The sequence below is a fragment of the Nocardia mangyaensis genome (genome assembly GCF_001886715.1).
GTDB lineage: Bacteria > Actinomycetota > Actinomycetes > Mycobacteriales > Mycobacteriaceae > Nocardia > Nocardia mangyaensis.
The window spans coordinates 1,377,825-1,397,363 of sequence record NZ_CP018082.1 but is presented as its reverse complement, the minus strand read 5'-3'; the positions used below and the strand labels follow the sequence as shown (position 1 = coordinate 1,397,363).

Genomic DNA, 19,539 nt, shown 5'->3' with positions numbered 1-19,539 from the left:
CGGCACGCCGACATTTCATATGAACCTGGTTGCATAGTACCGCGCGTTCCGGATACTCTCGTCCCATGGCACTGGAGCACGCGCTGCTGGTCTCGCTCAGCGAACGGGCGGGGTCGGGCTATGAACTCGCTCGCCGATTCGACAAGTCGATCGGCTACTTCTGGAGTGCCACCCATCAGCAGATCTACCGGGTTCTCAAACGCATGGAGGACTCCGCCTGGGTGACCGTCGAATCGGTGAACCAGCACGGCAAGCCGGACAAGAAGGTGTATTCGGTGGCTCCGGCCGGGCAGGACGAACTGGCCCGCTGGCTCGCCGAACCCACCGACTCGGTGCCCACCCGCGACGAACTCGGCGTGAAGATCCGCGGCGCCGCGCACGGCGACATCGACGCCGTCTGCGCCGAAGTCGCCCGCCACCGCGCCCAGCACGCGCAGCGACTCGACGAGTTCCAGCTCAGTGAAAAGAAATTCTTCCCGGTGCCGGACCAGCTCTCCGGCACCGAGCTGCACCAGTATCTGGTGCTGCGCGCGGGCATCCGCGCGGAGTCCGGCTACGTCGAATGGTGCGACGAAGTACTGCAGGCCCTGCGACCGCGAAAAGGTGAACCCAGCCCATGAGTTCCTTTCCCCATCTGTTCGAGCCCCTCGACCTCGGCCACACCACCCTGCGCAACCGAGTGGTCATGGGTTCCATGCACACCGGTCTCGAGGACCGCGCCTGGGACACCAACAAACTGGCCGCCTACTTCGCCGAACGCGCCCGCGGCGGGGTCGGCCTGATCATCACCGGCGGCTACGCGCCCAACCGCACCGGCTGGCTGCTGCCCTTCGGCGGCAAGCTCACCACCAAGTCCGAGGCCTACCGGCACCGCACCATCACCAAGGCGGTGCACGCCGAGGGCGGCAAGATCGCCATCCAGATCCTGCACGCGGGCCGGTATTCCTATATGCCGACCAGTGTTTCGGCCTCGGCGATCAAGTCCGCGATCAACCCGTTCAAACCGCGCGCGCTCTCGTCCAAGGGCGTCGAGAACACCATCGACGACTACGCCCGCTGCGCGAAGCTGGCCAAGTTCGCCGGCTACGACGGTTGCGAGATCATGGGCGGTGAAGGCTATTTCATCAACCAGTTCCTCGCGCCCCGGGTGAACAAGCGCACCGACAAGTGGGGCGGCACGCCCGAGAACCGACGCAGGCTGCCGGTGGAGATCGCCAAACGCATCCGCGCCGCGGTCGGTCCCGATTTCATCATCGTGTTCCGGCTGTCGATGGCCGAGCTGGTGGAGAAGGGCCAGACCTTCGAGGAGATCATCGCGCTGGCCCAGGAATTGGAAGCGGTCGGCGTCGACATCCTCAACACCGACATCGGCTGGCACGAGGCACGGGTACCCACCATCGTCACCTCGGTGCCGCGCGCGGCGTTCGTGGAGTTCACCGCCAAGATCGCCCGCAAGGTGAACATCCCGGTGTGCGCGTCGAACCGGATCAACATGCCCGAGATCGCCGAGGAGATCCTCACCCGCGGTGACGCGGCGCTGATCTCGCTGGCCCGCCCGCTGCTGGCCGATCCCGAGTGGGCCAACAAGGCCGAGGGCGACCGCGCCGACGAGATCAACACCTGCATCGCCTGCAACCAGGCCTGCCTCGATCACGCCTTCGGCAACAAGAAGGTCTCGTGCCTGGTCAACCCGCGCGCGGGCAGCGAGACCACGCTGCAGCTGCTGCCGACCCGGCGGGCCAAGCGCTTCGCGGTGGTCGGCGCCGGTCCCGCGGGCCTGTCGGCGGCGGTGAGCCTGGCCGAGCGCGGCCATCACGTCGACCTGTTCGAAGCCGACGACAAGATCGGCGGCCAGTTCGACATCGCCCGCCGCATCCCCGGCAAGGAGGAGTTCGACGAGTCGATCCGCTACTTCCGTCGCCGGATCGAGCTCACCGGTGTCGCCCTGCATCTCCAGAAGCGGGTCAGCGCCGAGGAATTGATCACGGGCGGGTACGACTCGGTCATCCTGGCGACCGGCGTGCGCCCGCGCATCCCCAACATTCCCGGCATCGACCATCCGATGGTGCTCTCGTACGCCGAGTTGGTGAAGGAGGAGAAGCCGGTCGGCAAGAAGGTCGCGGTGATCGGCGCGGGCGGGATCGGCTACGACGTGAGCGAATACCTGACCGTCGAGGGTCATCCCACCCTCAAACTCGATGAGTGGAAGCAGGAGTGGGGCGTGGACTCCGACGACGAACAGGTTCGCGGCCAGCTCAAGACCCCTCGGCCCTCCCCCGCCGCCCGTGATGTCGTTCTGCTGCAACGCAAGTCGACGCCGTTCGGCAAGGACCTCGGCAAGACCTCCGGCTGGGTGCACCGCGCGGCCCTCAAGGCCAAGGGTGTCGAACAGGTCGGCGGCGTGAACTACGACCGCATCGACGACGCGGGCCTGCACATCAGCTTCGGCGAGAAGCACGAGAACCCCCGTGTCATCGAAGTCGACAACGTGATCGTCTGCGCGGGTCAGGAATCCGTCCGCGAACTCGAAGAGCCCCTCCGCGCCGCCGGCGTCGACCTGCACCTCATCGGCGGCGCCGATCTGGCCGCCGAACTCGACGCCAAACGAGCCATCTCCCAGGGCACCCGCCTGGCCGCCGCCCTGTAGTCCCCCCGACCCGGTCGTCCGACGCGACGGACGACCGCCGCACCGCCCCGCCCGCCGAACTCGCATCCGGCAGGCGGGGCGGTGTCCTTTTCGCCGACCTGGACCTTGGCGAGGCGGTGGCCGAGGCCGTGACGACACCGTCCGGGCGGGCCGCACCGTCGAGTCACGATCTAGGCGGTTGCCAGGTCGGCGACCAGGGGCGCGCAGGGAGCGCCCGGACGGGCTCGCGTACCAGCGCAGGTGGCCGACTAGCCAGTCCTCCAAGCGATTTCGGCGTTGCGTGGTTCGTCGGCGACGGTGCGGAAGTAGTCGATCTCGGAGAGTTCATAGCCGATGTGGCCCAGCGGGAGCAGCGTTTGCTCGGCGCGCGAGAGCGGCCGCTCGGCGCGGTAACCCCGGTGGCGAAGCTCGGTTGCTTGCTGTCGCTCGGACCTCCGGTACCGGGATGCCCCGCGCTCGGACACGCGCCATGAAGCGATGCTCTTCGGCGAGGGCCGCTCGGTCGCGCAGGCGCAGGGGCCCATTCCAGCCGGCCACGGCCGACCCACCTCCCCGCCGACCGCGCCCGCGGCTGGGGCGCACCCGCGCGGCGGCCTCTGGTGCCCGGCGAAGCCGTGGGATGGGTCCGGAGTCATCACCGATGAGGCTAGGGCCCACCGCCAGGTTCCCGGTCAGCCATCGCTGATCCATCCCCTAAGCTCGCCGTGTGAGCTTGCCCTCCCCCACTGCAGACAATCGTGCCGTCGTCACCGGCGCGTCCTCCGGCATCGGTACCGCGCTGGCCGCCGAGCTGGCGGGCCGCGGCTATTCGCTGATTCTGGTCGCCCGGCGCGGTGAGGTCCTGACCGAACTGGCCCAGCGGCTGACGCTGGCGCACGGGATCACCGCCGAGGTGCGCGCGGTCGACCTGGCCGATCGGGCGCAGCGGGCCGGCCTCGTCGACGAGCTCGCGGTGCGCGACATCGCCGTGCTGTGCAACAACGCGGGCATCGCGACCTTCGGCCCGGTGGCCGAGCTCGACTTCGCCTACGAGCGCGCGCAGATGGAACTCAACGCCACCGCCGTGCACGACCTGACCCTGGCCGTGCTGCCGGGGATGATCGAGCGCGGGGCGGGCGGCATCCTGATCAGCGGCTCGGCCGCGGGCAACATGCCGATCCCGAACAACGCCACCTACGCGGCGTCGAAGGCCTTCGCCAATACCTTCTCCGAGTCGCTGCGCGGTGAGCTCAAGGGCAGCGGCGTCAACGTCACCCTGCTGGCACCGGGCCCCGTGCGCACCGAGACACCCGCTCCCGAGGACGAGTCGATCGTCGACCGGATGGTCCCCGATTTCCTCTGGGTCTCCTCGGAGTACACCGCCAAGGTCTCCATCGACGCACTGGCCCGCAACAAGATGCGCATCGTTCCCGGCCTCATCTCCAAGGGCATGAGCGTGGCCGGAAACTACGGGCCACGCTCGTTCACCGCCCCGATCGCCGGCGCGTTCTACAAGAAGCTCGGCAGCTAGTCACCGCTTCCGCGTTCCGAACAGGCTCCGGCTGATCTCCCGCCCGGCCGCACTCGCCGCTGACCGCAGGAAGCTCTTCACCGCCGGATTCCGCATGATCCGGTCCGCCGCCGAGTCGTCCTGGCGCGGCGCCTTCGACGGTGCGGTTTCGGTGTCCGGATCGGCGACCGCCACGCTGGCCAGCAGCATCTCGTAGGCCGACTCGCGATCGATGCTCTGCCCGTACTTGCCCTGCAGTGCGCTCGACAGCGCCTTGGACTTGATCGCGTCGGCGCCGATGGTGTCCATCAGCGAGCGCGGCGGCGCGATCTTGGTCCAGGCCACCGGTGTCGGCGCGCCCTTCTCCGAGAGCACGGTGACGACCGCCTCACCGGTACCCAGCGAGGTCAACGCCGACTCGAGGTCATACACCGCCGACTTCGGATAGGTACGCACCGTCTTCGACAGCGCCTTCTGATCGTCGGGGGTGAAGGCGCGCAGCGCGTGCTGGATGCGGGCGCCGAGCTGCGAGAGCACCGGATTCGGGATGTCGGTGGGCAACTGGGTGCAGAAGAATACGCCGACACCTTTGGACCGGATCAGCTTCACCGTCTGCTCGACCTGCTGCAGGAACGCCTTGGACGCCTCGGCGAACAGCAGGTGTGCCTCGTCGAAGATGAACACCAGCTTGGGCTTGTCGACATCGCCCACCTCGGGCAGCGTCTGGAACAGATCGGCGAGCACCCACATCAGGAAGGTGGAGAACAGCACCGGTCGCGCGGCCTGCTGCCCGAGTTCGAACAGCGTGATCACGCCCTGCCCGCCCGCGGTGCGCAGCAGATCGGCCGGATCCAGTTCGGGTTCGCCGAAGAAGGTGTCGCCGCCCTCGGCCTCCAGATTCACCAGCGACCGCAGGATCACCCCGGCCGTCTGCGCCGACACCCCGCCGATGCCCCTGAGGTCTTCCTTGCCCTCCGGGCTGGTCAGGTGGGTGATCACCGCGCGCAGATCCTTCAGATCCAGCAGGGCGAGCCCGCGCTGGTCGGCCCAGTGGAAGATGAGGCCGAGGGTGGATTCCTGGGTGTCGTTGAGGCCGAGCACCTTCGCCAGCAGGATCGGGCCGAACGAGGTGATCGTCGCCCGGATCGGTACCCCGATGCCGCCGGTGCCGAGCGAGACGAACTCGGTGGGAAATCCGCTCGGCGCCCAGTCGGCGCCGGTCTCGATGGCGCGGGCCCGGATCTTCTCGTTGTCCTGCCCCGGCTCGCTCAGGCCCGACAGGTCGCCTTTGATATCGGCCATCACCACCGGAACCCCGGCCCGCGAGAGATGTTCGGCGATGCCCTGCAACGTCTTGGTCTTCCCGGTTCCGGTGGCTCCGGCGACGAGTCCGTGCCGGTTCATCATCCGTAGCGGAATACGCACGCGGGCAGCGGGATCGGCCGTGCCGTCAACCATGACCGTGCCGAGTTCCAGCGCCGGACCGTCGAAGGCGTAGCCGGCGGCGATCTCGGCGGCCGCGCCGGAAGTCGCAGGGGGGTCGGTCGATTCCGCGCCCGCGGCGGCGGCCTCCTGTTCGGCGGCCTCCGCGGCCGCGGCCGCCTCGGCGGCTACCCGGGCCGCTTCCTCGGCCGCCTTGCGTGCCGCTGCCGCCTTTTCCTGAGGGGTGGTCATTCGCGCGTCCTCCGTCTGGTCACACTGCCGTACGCAAGAAAAGCTCGAAAACGTCTGGGGGAAACCTCAGGCGAACTGTATCTCCGCCGGTCACCCGGGTGTCGGCCATCCGGTGATGTCGGCGCGCAACCGGCCGCCGCGCCCGCCCGACACACCTGTCGCCCCAGCGCGCCGACGCACCGTTAGGGTGGCTCAGGTGTCAGACAAACTCTTGGTGTGGATGGACTGCGAGATGACGGGGCTCCGCCTCGACAGCGACAAGCTGATCGAGATCGCCGCGCTCGTCACCGACAGCGACCTCAACATTCTCGGTGACGGTGTCGACATCGTCATCCACGCCGACGACGCCGCGCTGGCCTGCATGCCACCGGTCGTCGCCGACATGCACGCGAAATCCGGTCTGACCGAAGAGGTTCGGCGTTCCACCGTCACCCTCGAGCAGGCCCAGGAGCAGGTGCTCGACTACATCGAGCAGTACGCGCCCACCGCGCGCACGGTGCCGCTGTGCGGCAACTCCATCGCCACCGACCGCGGTTTCATTGCCCGCGACATGCCCGAACTCGACGCGCACCTGCACTACCGGATGGTCGACGTGAGCTCGATCAAGGAACTGTGCCGACGCTGGTACCCGCGCATCTACTTCGGCCAGCCGGAGAAGGGCCTTGCCCACCGCGCCCTGGCCGACATCAAGGAATCCATCCGCGAGCTCGAGTACTACCGCCGCACCGCGTTCGTGCCGCTGCCCGGCCCCTCCACTGTCGAGATCACCGCCGCCGCCGAATCGGTCACCGAGGCCATCGATGTCACCGGCTCGAGCCCCCGACCAGCGGATTAGGGTCTGGCCCGGAAAACACGCTAGTATCTACGGCGCCGGTGATTCACCGGCGATGGTGACCGTAGTTCAGTTGGTAGAGCACCAGGTTGTGATCCTGGCTGTCGCGGGTTCGAGTCCCGTCGGTCACCCGAAGAACCTCTGGCCGGGGTCCTGAGAAATCAGAACCCCGGCCAGAGGTCTATCCAGGGCCTGTCACCCGGCTCGCCCGATGTCTGCGTACCGCCGATCGGTTCGCGCAGGCCGGGCTGCAGAAGCGCTGCCTCCCGTTGCGGGAGGTGTCGACGTAGACCTGAGTGCAGCCTTCGGCCGCGCAGGCGCCGAGGCGGTCCATGCCGAGGCCGGTCAGATGCAGGGCGGTGCCGACGGTGATGAGGGCGGCGATCTGACGGTCGGTCGCGACGCCGGGGTCACGGAAGTGCAGGTGCCAGCCGTCGCCCGCGTGGTCGGTCAGCCGGGGTGCCGCGGCGTAATCGGCCAGCAGCGCGTTGAGCAACTCCGCGCGGCCGGGACGGTCCGCGCACTCCACCACGCGGCGCCAGCGCACCAGGAACGCCGTCACCGACGCGAGGTCGGCATCGGTCGGCGGGCCCGGCAGGACGAGTCCCGCGGCGGCGCAGCGCCGACCCAGTTCCGCACCGCTCGCACAAGGCTCGTTGAGCAGACCGACTCCCAGCCGCACCGGCTCCCGTCCGTAATGGTTGTAATGCACAATGCCATTACAACAGACTCGGAGCATGAGCAGTCACACCACGCACACCTGGCGGATCGAGTCGGCCCACCGAACCAGCGAAGGGCTCATCGCCTACCAGCGCTGCCGCTGCGGGGCCCGCCGGGTCGTTGTCGGCGACCTCGGCACCAGCATCACGGCCGAACTCGGCGGTCCCGAGACCGGCCTGGCGGCCACCGCCTAGCGCGCACAGGCCAGCTTCATGACGAAGGTCACGTTCGGCAGCTACACTTTGGACCGCTGCCCAGATGTGGGGCAGATCTCGTCATTCGCGTCAGCGCTCGACCGGAAAGACCACTTGATGAAGCGTTCCACCGTCGTCACCGCCCTCGCGGCGGCCCTCGTGCTAGGCCCGGTCGCAGGCACCGCCGCGGCCGCCGAATCGCCCGGACTGCCCCTCACCGCGTTCACGACGGACGCCCCCGCGACCTCCGACAAGGTGGGCCTGCCGAGCGAGCTGCCCGAGACCGGTTCGGCGCAGAGCGGCTCGACCACCGGCTTCGAGACCACCGGCTCCTCCGGCACCGGCTCGGCCGGCCTGCCCAACCTGGATCGCCTGCTGTTCGGCGGGCGCATCCTGTGCGGGGCGCTCGGCAGCGCGCTCGCCGTCGCCGGCGAGGCCATGATGGACTGCAGCGACCTGCCGACCCCGGTCTGAACAGACCCACCCACGAACGAAGGGCCACCGGATGTCTCCGGTGGCCCTTCGCTTTTCGCTGTCGTGCCCGATCAGAGGGCGTCGGCGTTACCCGCCTTCCACTGCTCCCAGGGGACGTTCCAGTCACCGAGTCCGTCGACCCCGGACAGCGTCCCGCCGACGGTGTTCTTGATGATCGTGATGTCCCCGCGCTTGGCGTTCTCGTACACCCAGCGCGCGTTGGCCGGGCTCAGGTTCAGGCACCCGTGACTGGCGTTGGAGTAGCCCTGCTGACCGATCGACCACGGGGCCGAGTGGAAGAAGATGCCGCTGTAGGAGATTCGCGTCGCGTAGTCGACCGGCGTGCGGTAGCCATCGGGCGAGTCCACCGACACACCGTAGGTCGAGGAGTCCATGACCATCTTGTCGAACTTGTCGCCGACGATGTAGATCCCGTTGTCGGTGGGCGTGCTGTCCTTGCCCATCGAGGTCGGCATGGTCATCACCACCTCACCGTTGCGCTCGACCACCACCTGCTTGGTGTTGTCGTCGGCGGTGAAGATCTGCGCGTCACCGATGGTGAAGTGCGAGGTGATGTTGTCCTGACCGAACAGACCCTTGCCGAGATCCTTGCCGTAGACGTTCACATCGATGCTCACCTTGGTACCGGGCGCCCAGAAATGCTCGGGGCGCCAACGGACTTCGCGGTTGTTGACCCAGTAGAACGCGCCTTCGACAGCGGGCTCGGTGGTGATCGTGATGGCTTCCTGGGCCGCGCGGCGATCGGGGATGTTCTCGTCGAACTGGATCGCCACCGGCTGACCGATGCCGACCACATCGCCCTCGCCGGGCAGCAGGTACGGCTTGGTCTGATTGTTCGGGGAGCTGGTGGTGAAGCTCAGCGTCGAGGAGTTGGCTCCACCGAGGCCGATGGCCTTCGCGGTGAGCTGGTAGGTCTTGCCGTAACCGAGCACCTCGGTGGTCGCCCAGGACCTGCCGTCCGGGGCGAGCGCGCCCGAGACCACCGTGCCCTGCTGGTTGGTCAGCGCGACCTCGGTGAACTTGCCGTCCTCGACCTGGAAGGCCAGCGGCATGCCCGGCGAGACGCCGACCTGGCCGTCCTTGATCTCCGAAACCAGCTTCGGCTTCATGAGTTCGGTGATCGGATTGCGATCGATCGCCACCTCGACACCAGTGCCCTCCGCCGCCGAGCAGGCGGACGCGCCCAGCGCGAACACCGCCAGCAGCACCACCGGAACAATTGTCCGCAGCGACCGAGGTCGCCCCCGTTTCTTACCCATGTCAACCCCGTTTCCGTACCGACGCCGTGCTGTAACTGTGCGCCGCAGATCCCACCGATCGGATCGCTCTAGCCATCCGCACCGCGGGGGCGTTCGAGATCGTCGTCCCGCCATTCTGCCAGCCCGCTCGGCCGCCACCAACGGGAAAGCCCCCGCGACACGACCAAGTCACAATCGTTAGATATGTCTGGAGGCGCCCGCCGTTAACAACGCGAACGGACCGACGTCCGCGCCGGTCAGCAGCCGATTTCACTTTCCGGCCCCGAGCCTGTTAGTGTTTGTTCCGCACCGCACAGCGGAGCGAGCGGAGAAGCCGAGAGGTTCACTCCAGCGAAGCACGCGCCATTAGCTCAATTGGCAGAGCAGCTGACTCTTAATCAGCGGGTTCGGGGTTCGAGTCCCTGATGGCGCACAACAGACCGCATCCCGGCAGTTATCGAAACTGCCGGGATGCGGTTTTTTCGTCTCGGTGGAGCGCGCCGGCCAACAGTCACGGCGTTGTCATCCCACCGCCATGGACAATCGCGCGCAGTGCCACCCCAGTCCCGATCCGGACACCTTCTAGCTGCGCAAACACTCACGAAACCTGATTCGGCCGAACTTTTTCTGTGACGCGCACCACTGCGAGAACGATCGCAAACCCCCTGCGTACATAACGATTCCGCATCTACGCGGAGAACGGACCAAGATCGTCAGCGTTTACCGTTCAGGTTTCGTTCACCTTACGTTCATCTACCGTGACCATTCTGCAATCAGGTCAAAAACAGACCTGCGGTTTGGTCAGCAAGGTTCGAACCTTCGCGAGTACCGAACAGCGCGTGGTCTCCCCGCAGCCAGCTGTGGAGCACCGTGCGACGCGGCGGATCGCCATCGAGCGTCCGTACCCCGACAGCGTACGCACATTCCATACAGACAGAAACAACACATCGCCTGACCGGCGCCGCGCCGCCGCGCGCGCTGCGCGATCCACCGCGCCCCGACCCGGGCCCGGATCGCCAGACAGAGATGAAGGAACAGAAAAGCAATGATCGACAAAGACAAGCTCAGCACCGCTATCGGCCGTCGCTCCCGCCGTGAGGCGTTCACCGTGGCAGTCGCCGCGATCGGTCTGGTCGCCGTAGCCGCGTCCTCTGCCGTGTCGTTCGCCGATGCCGGTACGCCCGAGCGTGCCGCCATGGTCGTCGAGCAGGCGGAGAGCATTCCCGCTGTCGGCGCCGCCCCTGCCATCGAAGCCATCCCCGCGCCCGCCCCGGAGGTCGCCCCGGAACCCGCTCCCGAGGCCGCTCCGGCCCCGATGCCCGAGCCCGCCCCCCGCGTGTACGCGGACAACCTGGACGGCTGGATCCGCGAGGCCCTCGACATCATGGCCGAGAAGGGCATCCCGGGCTCCTACGAGGGCATTCACCGCAACATCATGCGTGAGTCCAGCGGCAACCCCCAGGCGATCAACCTGTGGGACATCAACGCGATCAACGGCATCCCCTCCAAGGGCCTGCTCCAGGTGATCGACCCCACATACGCCGCCTACCACGTCGAGGGCACCCCGTTCGACGTGTGGAACCCGGTCTCCAACATCGTCGCGGCCTGCAACTACGCCGCGCACCGCTACGGCTCCATGGACAACGTCAACAGCGCTTACTGAGCCACCTGACGGGTCAACGCCCGCGCCCCGGTCATCGCCGACCGGGGCGCGGGCGTTCGTCGTAGAATCGGCCGGTGCCAGACAGCGCCGATCAGGCACCCGATCACGCGCATTCCGACGCGGCAACGGCCAGTCGGGTCGCCAAGGCCCGCCGACTGGCGGCATACGCGTGGTCACGCGAGATCAGTGGGGCCGAACTGCTCGCCCTGCCCGCGTCCACGCTGCGTAAACTGGCCCGCGCGGCCGAGACCAATCCGCCGAGCACCGGCGAGACCTGGCAGGTCGTCGCGGACCTGCTCGACCAGAAGGACGCCTGGGCCGCCCGCAACCCCGGCCACCCGGCCGCGGTGCGCACCCACGCCGACGAGAAGCTGATGTGGGTCAAACCACCGGTGAAGCCCTGGGCCGAGGAATCCTGACCTGCGACCACCGCGAAGGCGCGTGAACCGAGGGCGCCGGCCGCTGCGGGCCGAGGGGGATCGCCACCGGGTGAGGATCAGCCGAGCAGCAGCCCGAGAGCCAGCGCGAGCATGACCACGGCGATCAGCGAGTCGAGGACCCGCCAAGCGCCCGGACGGGCGAACAGCGGCCGCAGCCGTCGCGCGCCGTAGCCGAGGGTGAGGAACCACACCACGCTGGCCACCATGGCACCCGCGGCCAGGAACCAGCGATCGGGCGTGGCGTAGGTGCTGGCGAACGAACCGAGCAGCACGACCGTGTCCAGGTACACATGGGGGTTGAGCCAGGTCAGCGCCAGGCAGGTCAGCACGGACGCGCCGAGCGCGACCGACGCGCCCGCCTCGGCGATCAGCGTCGATGAACCCAGCGCACGGCGTGCAGCGAGCAGGGCGTAGCCGAGCAAGAAGGCCGCACCCGCGTAGCGCGCGACCGTCACGACGGCGGGAAACGACTCGACGACCGTGCCGAACCCCGCAACGCCGACGGCGATCAGCACGATGTCGGATACCGCACAGACCGCGATGACCGGAAACACATGCTGACCGCGCACGCCCTGCCGCAGGACGAACGCGTTCTGCGCGCCGATCGCCACAATGAGCGAGAGTCCGAAACCCAATCCGGAGAAGGCGGCCAATGCCGCCGATGATGCCGTCACAGCTGTCGACGCTAGAAGGCCGCCGAAGACAAGACCAGCTAATGATTCTGCACAGTCATTAGAATCCCTTATGTGGATCTGCAACTTGACCAACTGCGCGCTCTCGACGCCGTGCTCACCGAAGGAACGTTCGAAGCGGCGGCACGTCGGTTGAGCGTGACCCCGTCGGCGATCAGTCAGCGCATCAAGGCGCTGGAAGACGCCGCGGGCCGCATCCTGCTGCAGCGCTCGAAACCGGTGCGCGCCACCGAATCCGGGCTCGCGGTCCTGCGCCTGGCGCGGCAGGTGGCCTTGCTCGCCGGTGACACCGCACGCGAACTCGGCGACGCCGACCGGCCCGCCGACCGACCCATCCGCATCCCGATCGCCGTCAACGCCGACTCGCTCGAATCATGGGTGATGCCCGCGCTGGCCCGGGTACCCGCCGGGATCTTCTTCGACCTGCACCGCGAGGACGAGGAGCACACCACCCGCCTGCTGCGCGACGGCACGGTGATGGCGGCCATCACCGCGACGGCGACGCCGGTGCGGGGCTGCAAGGTGGACCCGCTCGGCGCGATGCGCTACCGCCCGATGGCGACGCCGGACTTCGCCGGAACCTGGTTTCCGAACGGCCCGACACCGGCCGCGTACACCAGCGCGCCGGTCGTGCACTTCGACCGCAAGGACGATCTGCAGTTCCGTCAGCTACGCCGCCGGGTCCGCCGCGATGTCGACCCGCCCAGCCACTACGTACCCTCGTCGAACGGATTCGCCGAGGCGGTACGGCTCGGACTCGGCTGGGGCATGCTGCCCGATCTGCAGACCGGAACAGACCGTGCCGCAGGAACTCTGGTGAACGTCGATGGCGATTCCGCCATCGACGTACCGCTGTATTGGCAGCAGTGGAAGCTGCACTCCCCCGCGCTCAGCGCTGTCGCGACCGCGATCGCCGACGCGGCCGCGACGGCATTGAGCATCCGGTAGGCAGACCTTCTTCGCCACAATCTAGGCAGCGGAGAGGAATTCGATCAGCACACGGTTGATCTCATCGGGTCGTTCGAGATAGCCGTAGTGCCCGCAACGCTCGATCTCGGTGTAGCGAGCGGTGGGGATCGCCTCGGCGACCTCGCGGCAGAACCGCGGCGGCACCATCTGATCGTCGGCGAAGCCGACCACCAGACTGGGCACGGTGATGGCGTGGTAGGCCGCGCGACGGTCCTGCGAACGGTCGAGCCCGAGCTGGGCGCGGGTGCCGGGAGTGCCCTTGCCCGAAGTGAATTCGAAGATGTCGAGCCACTCCTGCGCCTTGGCCGGATCGGCCAGGGTGTGTGGCGACAGATTGAGCATCGCCTTGATCGCGGCCGCGTACTCCGGCGGCAGCTGGATGCCCTTGTCGAACAGGGCCTGTTCGCCCTTGTTGAGCGTGCTCGTCACCGGGTGCGGGCGCGCCGTGGCGGCGAACATGACCGCCTTGCCGAGCAGTTCCGGCCGGGCCAGGGCGAGTTCGGCGACGATCCGCGAGCCCATCGACGTGCCGACCACGTGCGCGGGAGCGCCGAGGTGCTCGATGAGGGCAGCGGTGTCACCGACCAGCTGGGACATGGTGATGCCCGCGGCGGACTCCGCCGACGGCGCGATCCCGCGATTGTCGACGGTGGCGACGCGGAATCCGGCCTTGACCAGAGCGGGCACCTGATAGGTACGCCAGACGCGGCCGGGGCTTGCGCTGCCCATGACCAGCAGGACCAGCGGGCCCGTTCCGGTCTCGTCGTAGCTGAGCTGAATGCCGTTGAGCGTGGCGATGGGCAATGTCTCTCCTGTTAGCTGTTTGCTAAAGTTAGAAATCACCATACCGGTCGAGCGGAAGGCGGGTCTCCCACGGTGCCAGGACTGAGCAGGCCGCTGTACCAGATGAAGGCCGACTTCTTCAAAACCCTCGGCCACCCCATCCGCATCCGGGTGCTGGAACTGCTCAGCGAGCGCGAACACGCGGTCTCGGAAATGCTCCCCGAGGTCGGCGTCGAAGCGGCCAACCTGTCTCAGCAGCTCGCGATCCTGCGCCGGGCCGGACTGGTGACCGCGCGCCGCGAGGGACTGTCGGTGACCTACGAACTCACCTCGCCGCGGGTCAAAGAGCTGCTGATCGTGGCGCGCGCGATCCTCACCGGCGTCGTCGCCGGGCAGGCCGAACTGCTGGACCACCCCACCGAGTCGCCGGTCGCCAACACCGCCTGAGCCCCGGCCATCGAGCCGGTCCACCCCCGCCGTCCATTAGTTGCATATTTTCTAAACTAGCAACCTAGCAAGTTGACAAGGAGAACATCCGTGACCGCGAGCTCCGCGCCGACGACGGCTCCGACGAAACACCCCGGCATCCTGGCCTGGGTCGACGAGATCGCCGAACTGACCGCACCCGAGCGCATCGTCTGGTGCGACGGATCCCGCGACGAATGGGATCGGCTGACCGACGAACTGGTCGAGAAGGGCACCTTCGTCCGGCTCGACGGCAAGCCCAACTCGTTCTGGTGCGTCTCCGACCCCGACGACGTCGCCCGGGTCGAGGACCGCACCTTCATCTGCTCGGAGAACGCCTCGGACGCGGGCCCGACCAACAACTGGGTCGACCCGGTCGACATGCGCATCCTGATGGCCGAGCACTACCGCGGCGCGATGGCCGGGCGCACCCTCTACGTGATCGCCTTCTGCATGGGCCCGCTCGACGCGGCCGAGCCGAAGTTCGGCGTGCAGATCACCGATTCGCCGTACGTGGCCGTATCGATGCAGATCATGACCCGTTCCGGCGCGCGGGTGTGGGACAAGCTCACTGCCGACACCGAGTTCGTGCGGTGCCTGCACTCGGTCGGAGCTCCGCTGCACGAGGGCCGGGCCGACGTGCCGTGGCCGTGCGACCGCACCAAGTACATCGCTCATTTCCCCGAGTCGCGCACCATCTGGAGCTACGGCTCCGGCTACGGCGGCAACGCACTGCTCGGCAAGAAGTGCTTCGCGCTCCGCATCGCCTCGGTGCTCGGCCGCGACGAGGGCTGGCTGGCCGAGCACATGCTGATCCTCAAACTCACCTCACCGCAGGGCAAGACGCACTATGTGGCCGCGGCGTTCCCGTCCTCGTGCGGCAAGACCAACCTCGCGATGCTGGAACCGGCGCTGGCGGGCTGGCAGGCCGAGACGATCGGTGACGACATCGCCTGGATGCGCTTCGGCGCCGACGGCAGGCTCTACGCGGTGAACCCGGAAGCCGGGTTCTTCGGCGTCGCACCGGGGACCGGCGCGCGCACCAACCCCAACGCGATCGCCACCGTCGACCGCGGCAACTCGGTCTTCACCAACACCGCGCTCACCGACGACGGTGACGTGTGGTGGGAGGGCCTGACCGAGCAGCCGCCCGCGCACCTGACCGACTGGCGCGGCAACGACTGGACTATCGATTCGGGAACCCCTGCCGCGCATCCGAATTCGCGCTACTGCACGCCGATCGAGCAGTGCCCCTCGGTCGCGCCGGAGTGGAACGACCCCGCCGGTGTGCCGATCTCGGCGATCTTCTTCGGTGGTCGCCGGGCGAGCACGGTGCCGCTGGTCGCCGAGACCTTCGACTGGGCGCACGGGGTGTTCACCGCCTCGGTGCTGTCGTCGGAGACCACCGCCGCGGCCGCGGGCGCGGTCGGGGTGGTGCGCCGCGATCCGATGGCGATGCTGCCGTTCCTCGGTTATCACGTGGGCGACTACTTCGCGCACTGGCTGAAGCTGGGCGCGCAGGCCGACACCGCCAAGCTGCCGAAGATCTTCCAGGTCAACTGGTTCCGCCGCGGCGAGGACGGCACCTTCCTGTGGCCCGGCTTCGGTGAGAACGTGCGCGTGCTGAAGTGGGCGCTGGAACGGCTCGACGGTACCGCCGAAGCCGAGTGGACGCCGATCGGCTACGTCCCCTCCGCCGACGCGCTGGACCTGACCGGCCTCGACGACGCCGATCGCGCCCTGGTCGGGCAAGCGCTGGCCGTGGACACCGACGAGTGGGTCACCGAGACGCGGTCCATCGACGAGTGGTTCGCCGGCATCGGTGGCAACCGGCTACCGGAGGAACTACGCGAGCAGCTGGCCGCGTTGAAGCTGCGCCTGCTCGGTAGCCGCTGACCATGCGGGCGCTGCTGCCGACCTGGGCGGAGTGGAAGCCCGCTTTCCGGGCGCCGGGCACGGATCTGATGGCGGGGCTGATCGTGGCGCTGGTGGCCTTGCCACTGGCGCTGGGATTCGGCATCAGTTCCGGGCTCGGCGCCGCCGCCGGGCTGGCGACCGCGATCGTGGCCGGCGTGCTGGCCGCGGTCTTCGGCGGCTCACGCTTCCAGGTGTCCGGGCCGACCGGCGCGATGACCGTGGTGCTGGTGCCGATCGTGGCCGAGCACGGCGCGGCCGGAGTACTGACCGTCGGATTGATGGCCGGACTGATGCTGGTCGCGCTGGCCTTCGCCGGTGTCGGACGCGCGGTGCGGTTCATGCCCGCCCCGGTGATCGAGGGGTTCACCGCGGGGATCGCGGTAGTGATCGCGCTGCAACAGTTTCCGGGGGCGCTCGGGGTGGTCGGCGCCGAAGGCGAGAAGGTCTGGCAGTCGGCCTTCGATGCCGTGCGCCGGTTCGTCGAGGAGCCGCAGTTCACCGCGCCGGTGACGGCGCTGGTGGTGGCCGCGGTGATCCTGCTCGGCGGGCGGTGGCTGCCGAAGCTGCCGTTCGCGCTGGGCGCGGTGGCCGTGGCGACCGTGGTGTCCCGGATCTTCGACCTGGATCTGGCCGTGATCGGCGAGATCCCGGTCGGCCTGCCCGCTCCCTCGCTGGGTTTCGTCCGGCTCGACGAGGTGACCACCCTGCTGCTGCCCGCGCTGGCGGTCGCCGCGCTGGCCGCGCTCGAATCCCTGCTCTCGGCCACCGCCGCCGACGCCATGGCCGTCGGCACCAGGCACAATCCCGATCGCGAACTGTTCGGGCAGGGCCTGGCCAATATCGCGGCCCCGCTGTTCGGCGGGGTGCCCGCGACCGGCGCGATCGCGCGGACCGCGGTGAACGTGCGCTCCGGCGCGCGCACCCGGCTGGCGGCGCTCACCCACGCGGTGATCCTGGCCGGAATCGTCTACCTGGCAGCCGGACTCGTCGCCGACATCCCGATCGCCGCGCTCGCCGGTGTGCTCCTGGCGACCACCGTGCGCATGGTCGAAGCCGCCTCGCTCGCCGCGATCGCCCGAGCCTCCCGCGGCGACGCGATCGTCATGGTGATCACCTTCTTCGTCACCGTGGCCTTCGACCTGGTCACCGCCGTGGTCATCGGCATCGGCTTCGCGCTGGTCCTCGCGGTCCGCGCCATCGCCCGCGAAGCCACCCTGCAGCAGGTCCCGCTGGACGAGAGCGACCATCTCGGCGAAGAACATGCCCTACTCCGCGATCACATCGTCGCCTACCGCATCGACGGCCCGCTCTTCTTCGCCGCCGCCCATCGCTTCCTCCTCGAGCTGGCCGAGGTCGCCGACGTCAAGGTGGTGATCTTGCGCATGTCGCGCATCACCGCCCTCGACACCACCGGCGCCCTCGTCCTCAAAGACGCCATCCACAAACTCGAACACCGCCACATCACTGTCCTGCTGTCGGGCCTGCGCGAAGACCACCGCCAGCGCCTGACCACCATCGGCGCCCTCCCCGAGGACGGCAACGACAGCGTTTTCCCTGACACGGGCGCGGCCATCGCCCACGCCCGCCAGTTCCTGCCGACGGCGCGAAGACACAGCTGAAAGGCTTTCGATGCAGGAACTACCGCGTCGCGATGACAGTGCTGCCGCTCGGTCGACGGTCGTGGCGTAGTGGGCGGTCCGGTCAGCGACGATCACCAGGGCGGGAAGTCCGGGGAGCCGCACCCCCGCAGGTCCATCTCCCCCGGCGTGCCAGATCGCCGGTCGGTCGCGACGAGGACCTTGTCCACCAGCGACCGGAGCGCGGCACTCTCCCCTGGACTCAGCCTGTCCACGAACAACTTCCGCACCAGGTCGACATGCTCCGGCGCGGCCCGTTCGAGAACCGCCCTTCCCGCGTCGGCCAGCGAGACGACGACGCCGCGCGCGTCATCCTCGGCCGGCCTGCGATCGACGAGCCCACGGGCCGCCATTCGTGCCAGCTGCTTGGACAGCCGGGACTTGTCCCAGCACACCTCGGCGGCGAGTTCCTTGGCGCGCAAGCACCCGTTCGGCGCGGCCGAGAGCGGCACCATCAGCTCGTAGTCGGCCATCGACAGTCCGTGTTCGGCCAGTCCCGCGGACAAGGCCGCGTCCAGCCGCTGTCGCAGGCGAATGTAGGCCTGCCAGGTCTGCTGCTCGTCGTCGGACAACCATCGGGGCACGGGAATGATCGTAGTACGCATTTGGTTGACATGGAAACCAAAGCAATGAGGAGGCGTCCGATGCCCGCTATCACCGTCGACGACATCATGGTTGTGCCCAGGCTGCCCCGGCCCGACGTCACCGAGACCCAGCGGCCGGTGCGGCAGATCGTCACCGCGAACCGCCAGCGCGAAGGTGCCGGATTCGAGGTGACCCGACCGTTCCCCAGCGTCGACCTGCGCGCGGCCGACCCGTTCATCCTGCTCGACCAGATGGGCCCGGTAGCCTACGAGCCCTACGAGGCAAAAGGCGCGCCGTGGCATCCGCATCGCGGTTTCGAGACCGTCACCTACATGCTCGACGGCACCATGGTCCACCACGACTCCCAGGGTGGCGGCGGCGTCATCGCCGAGGGCGACACCCAATGGATGACCGCCGGCTCGGGCATGCTGCACGACGAACTGCCCGAGGAGAAACTGGTGATCACCGGCGGCACCTTCCACGGCATCCAGCTGTGGGTGAACCTGCCTCGCGCCAAGAAGTTCGCCACCCCGCAGTATCAGGACCTGCGCGGCAGCGAACTGACCCTGGTCAGCTCGCACGACGGCGGCGCGCTGGTACGCCTGATCGCCGGCGAGGTCGGCGGCTTCACCGGCCCCGGTTCCACCCAGACCCCGATCGCCTACGCCCACGCCTCGATCGTGCCCAGCGCCCAGCTCGAAACCCCGTGGCCGCGCGACTTCACCGCCATGGCCTACGTGCTGTCCGGCAACGGCACCGTCGGCACCGACCGGCGCCCGATCGGCGCGGGCCAACTCGTGGTCTTCGGCAAGGGTGACGCGATCACGCTGACCGCCGACACCGAGCAGCACTCCAGCACCGGCGATCTCGAGGTCCTCCTGCTCGGCGGCACGCCACTGCGCGAACCCGTCGTCCAGTACGGGCCGTTCGTGATGAACACCCGTGAGGAAATCATCCAGGCCATGGAAGACTTCCAAGCCGGACGCATGGGCACCATTCCGGCCGAGCACCGGACCGGACGTCGCCTGGGGGAATAACCGACTCGAGCCCCGGTGCGATTGCTGCTCGCGCGCGGTTGACAACGGGCAGCCTCCTCACA

Annotated in this window: 18 protein-coding genes, 2 tRNA genes and 1 pseudogene; 15 read left to right on the top strand and 6 right to left on the bottom strand. The window is 68.3% G+C overall.

Going from position 1 to position 19,539, the window contains the following annotated elements; genetic code table 11:
• Positions 1 to 65: 65 nt before the first annotated feature.
• The 3 genes from BOX37_RS06310 (at position 66) to cmrA (ending at position 4,157) form a co-directional block, all read left to right on the top strand.
• Positions 66 to 620: a PadR family transcriptional regulator gene (locus tag BOX37_RS06310; RefSeq protein WP_071926818.1), complete on the top strand. Its 555-nt coding sequence runs from the start codon at positions 66 to 68 to the stop codon at positions 618 to 620.
• The gene (locus tag BOX37_RS06305; RefSeq protein ID WP_071926817.1) at positions 617 to 2,647 is read left to right on the top strand and encodes an NADPH-dependent 2,4-dienoyl-CoA reductase; all 2,031 of its coding nucleotides are present in this window, start codon (positions 617 to 619) and stop codon (positions 2,645 to 2,647) included. The genes BOX37_RS06310 and BOX37_RS06305 overlap by 4 nt, the downstream gene beginning before the upstream one ends.
• 706 nt (positions 2,648 to 3,353) lie before the next feature.
• Entirely contained in the window at positions 3,354 to 4,157 is an 804-nt protein-coding gene (cmrA, locus tag BOX37_RS06295) for a mycolate reductase (RefSeq protein WP_071926815.1), read from the top strand.
• Here cmrA and BOX37_RS06290 read toward each other — a convergent pair whose 3' ends face one another.
• Positions 4,158 to 5,810: a helicase HerA-like domain-containing protein gene (locus BOX37_RS06290; RefSeq protein ID WP_071926814.1), complete on the bottom strand. Its 1,653-nt coding sequence runs from the start codon at positions 5,808 to 5,810 to the stop codon at positions 4,158 to 4,160.
• Between the two features lie 196 nt (positions 5,811 to 6,006).
• Between BOX37_RS06290 and orn the strand changes: the two genes are divergently transcribed.
• Both orn and BOX37_RS06280 read left to right on the top strand, forming a co-directional pair.
• The gene (gene orn / locus BOX37_RS06285) at positions 6,007 to 6,645 is read left to right on the top strand and encodes an oligoribonuclease (protein WP_071931230.1); all 639 of its coding nucleotides are present in this window, start codon (positions 6,007 to 6,009) and stop codon (positions 6,643 to 6,645) included.
• Between the two features lie 55 nt (positions 6,646 to 6,700).
• A tRNA-His gene (locus BOX37_RS06280) sits at positions 6,701 to 6,773 on the top strand.
• Between the two features lie 50 nt (positions 6,774 to 6,823).
• On the opposite strand, the gene BOX37_RS06275 is transcribed toward BOX37_RS06280, so the two are convergent.
• On the bottom strand, positions 6,824 to 7,354 hold the full coding sequence (locus BOX37_RS06275; protein ID WP_071926813.1) for a CGNR zinc finger domain-containing protein: 531 nt from the start codon (positions 7,352 to 7,354) through the stop codon (positions 6,824 to 6,826).
• 25 nt (positions 7,355 to 7,379) lie between these two features.
• On the opposite strand from BOX37_RS06275, the gene BOX37_RS33730 reads away from it, so the two are divergent.
• Positions 7,380 to 7,556, top strand: coding sequence for a hypothetical protein (locus BOX37_RS33730; RefSeq protein ID WP_156910285.1), 177 nt, complete (start codon positions 7,380 to 7,382; stop codon positions 7,554 to 7,556).
• Between the two features lie 18 nt (positions 7,557 to 7,574).
• A complete protein-coding gene (locus tag BOX37_RS06270; protein WP_156910284.1) occupies positions 7,575 to 8,030 on the top strand; it encodes a hypothetical protein in 456 nt (151 codons plus the stop codon).
• A gap of 71 nt (positions 8,031 to 8,101) precedes the next feature.
• Here the strand turns inward: BOX37_RS06270 and BOX37_RS06265 are convergent, their stop codons facing one another.
• Entirely contained in the window at positions 8,102 to 9,310 is a 1,209-nt protein-coding gene (locus BOX37_RS06265; protein ID WP_071926811.1) for a L,D-transpeptidase, read from the bottom strand.
• 339 nt (positions 9,311 to 9,649) lie between these two features.
• On the opposite strand from BOX37_RS06265, the gene BOX37_RS06260 reads away from it, so the two are divergent.
• The 3 genes from BOX37_RS06260 (at position 9,650) to BOX37_RS06250 (ending at position 11,371) form a co-directional block, all read left to right on the top strand.
• Positions 9,650 to 9,722 (top strand) — tRNA-Lys (locus BOX37_RS06260).
• 612 nt (positions 9,723 to 10,334) lie between these two features.
• Complete coding sequence (locus tag BOX37_RS06255; RefSeq protein WP_071926810.1) at positions 10,335 to 10,952, top strand: transglycosylase SLT domain-containing protein; 618 nt, start codon at positions 10,335 to 10,337, stop codon at positions 10,950 to 10,952.
• A 74-nt stretch (positions 10,953 to 11,026) separates the two neighbouring features.
• Positions 11,027 to 11,371 carry a hypothetical protein gene (locus BOX37_RS06250; RefSeq protein WP_071926809.1) on the top strand — a complete coding sequence of 115 codons (345 nt, stop codon included), beginning with the start codon at positions 11,027 to 11,029 and terminating at the stop codon, positions 11,369 to 11,371.
• A gap of 77 nt (positions 11,372 to 11,448) precedes the next feature.
• Here BOX37_RS06250 and BOX37_RS06245 read toward each other — a convergent pair whose 3' ends face one another.
• The gene (locus BOX37_RS06245; protein ID WP_206045773.1) at positions 11,449 to 12,066 is read right to left on the bottom strand and encodes a LysE/ArgO family amino acid transporter; all 618 of its coding nucleotides are present in this window, start codon (positions 12,064 to 12,066) and stop codon (positions 11,449 to 11,451) included.
• A gap of 72 nt (positions 12,067 to 12,138) precedes the next feature.
• On the opposite strand from BOX37_RS06245, the gene BOX37_RS06240 reads away from it, so the two are divergent.
• Positions 12,139 to 13,032, top strand: a complete 894-nt coding sequence (locus BOX37_RS06240; protein ID WP_071926807.1) for a LysR family transcriptional regulator ArgP — start codon at positions 12,139 to 12,141, stop codon at positions 13,030 to 13,032.
• Between the two features lie 21 nt (positions 13,033 to 13,053).
• Here the strand turns inward: BOX37_RS06240 and BOX37_RS06235 are convergent, their stop codons facing one another.
• On the bottom strand, positions 13,054 to 13,857 hold the full coding sequence (locus BOX37_RS06235) for an alpha/beta fold hydrolase (protein WP_071926806.1): 804 nt from the start codon (positions 13,855 to 13,857) through the stop codon (positions 13,054 to 13,056).
• Between the two features lie 102 nt (positions 13,858 to 13,959).
• On the opposite strand from BOX37_RS06235, the gene BOX37_RS06230 reads away from it, so the two are divergent.
• The 3 genes and pseudogenes from BOX37_RS06230 to BOX37_RS06220 all read left to right on the top strand — a co-directional run.
• Positions 13,960 to 14,283: an ArsR/SmtB family transcription factor gene (locus BOX37_RS06230; protein WP_071931229.1), complete on the top strand. Its 324-nt coding sequence runs from the start codon at positions 13,960 to 13,962 to the stop codon at positions 14,281 to 14,283.
• A gap of 90 nt (positions 14,284 to 14,373) precedes the next feature.
• Complete coding sequence (locus tag BOX37_RS06225; RefSeq protein WP_240505236.1) at positions 14,374 to 16,197, top strand: phosphoenolpyruvate carboxykinase (GTP); 1,824 nt, start codon at positions 14,374 to 14,376, stop codon at positions 16,195 to 16,197.
• Between the two features lie 2 nt (positions 16,198 to 16,199).
• A pseudogene (locus BOX37_RS06220) lies at positions 16,200 to 17,700 on the top strand (SulP family inorganic anion transporter); the annotation flags it as partial.
• 229 nt (positions 17,701 to 17,929) lie between these two features.
• Here BOX37_RS06220 and BOX37_RS06215 read toward each other — a convergent pair.
• Positions 17,930 to 18,439 (bottom strand): MarR family winged helix-turn-helix transcriptional regulator, encoded by a 510-nt coding sequence (locus tag BOX37_RS06215; RefSeq protein WP_167659906.1) that lies wholly within the window; start codon positions 18,437 to 18,439, stop codon positions 17,930 to 17,932.
• A gap of 60 nt (positions 18,440 to 18,499) precedes the next feature.
• Here BOX37_RS06215 and BOX37_RS06210 point away from each other — a divergent pair, with 60 nt between their 5' ends.
• Entirely contained in the window at positions 18,500 to 19,477 is a 978-nt protein-coding gene (locus BOX37_RS06210) for a pirin family protein (RefSeq protein ID WP_071926802.1), read from the top strand.
• Positions 19,478 to 19,539: the final 62 nt, after the last annotated feature.

What these genes read in the sequence shown, in the direction of transcription:
- BOX37_RS06290 (WP_071926814.1), bottom strand. Translation starts at nt 5,810, where the DNA reads ATGACCACCCCTCAGGAAAAGGCGGCAGCGGCACGCAAGGCGGCCGAG.
- BOX37_RS06210 (WP_071926802.1), top strand. Translation starts at nt 18,500, where the DNA reads ATGCCCGCTATCACCGTCGACGACATCATGGTTGTGCCCAGGCTGCCC.
- BOX37_RS33730 (WP_156910285.1), top strand. Translation starts at nt 7,380, where the DNA reads ATGAGCAGTCACACCACGCACACCTGGCGGATCGAGTCGGCCCACCGA.
- BOX37_RS06230 (WP_071931229.1), top strand. Translation starts at nt 13,960, where the DNA reads ATGAAGGCCGACTTCTTCAAAACCCTCGGCCACCCCATCCGCATCCGG.
- BOX37_RS06265 (WP_071926811.1), bottom strand. Translation starts at nt 9,310, where the DNA reads ATGGGTAAGAAACGGGGGCGACCTCGGTCGCTGCGGACAATTGTTCCG.
- BOX37_RS06270 (WP_156910284.1), top strand. Translation starts at nt 7,575, where the DNA reads ATGACGAAGGTCACGTTCGGCAGCTACACTTTGGACCGCTGCCCAGAT.
- BOX37_RS06310 (WP_071926818.1), top strand. Translation starts at nt 66, where the DNA reads ATGGCACTGGAGCACGCGCTGCTGGTCTCGCTCAGCGAACGGGCGGGG.
- BOX37_RS06305 (WP_071926817.1), top strand. Translation starts at nt 617, where the DNA reads ATGAGTTCCTTTCCCCATCTGTTCGAGCCCCTCGACCTCGGCCACACC.
- BOX37_RS06255 (WP_071926810.1), top strand. Translation starts at nt 10,335, where the DNA reads ATGATCGACAAAGACAAGCTCAGCACCGCTATCGGCCGTCGCTCCCGC.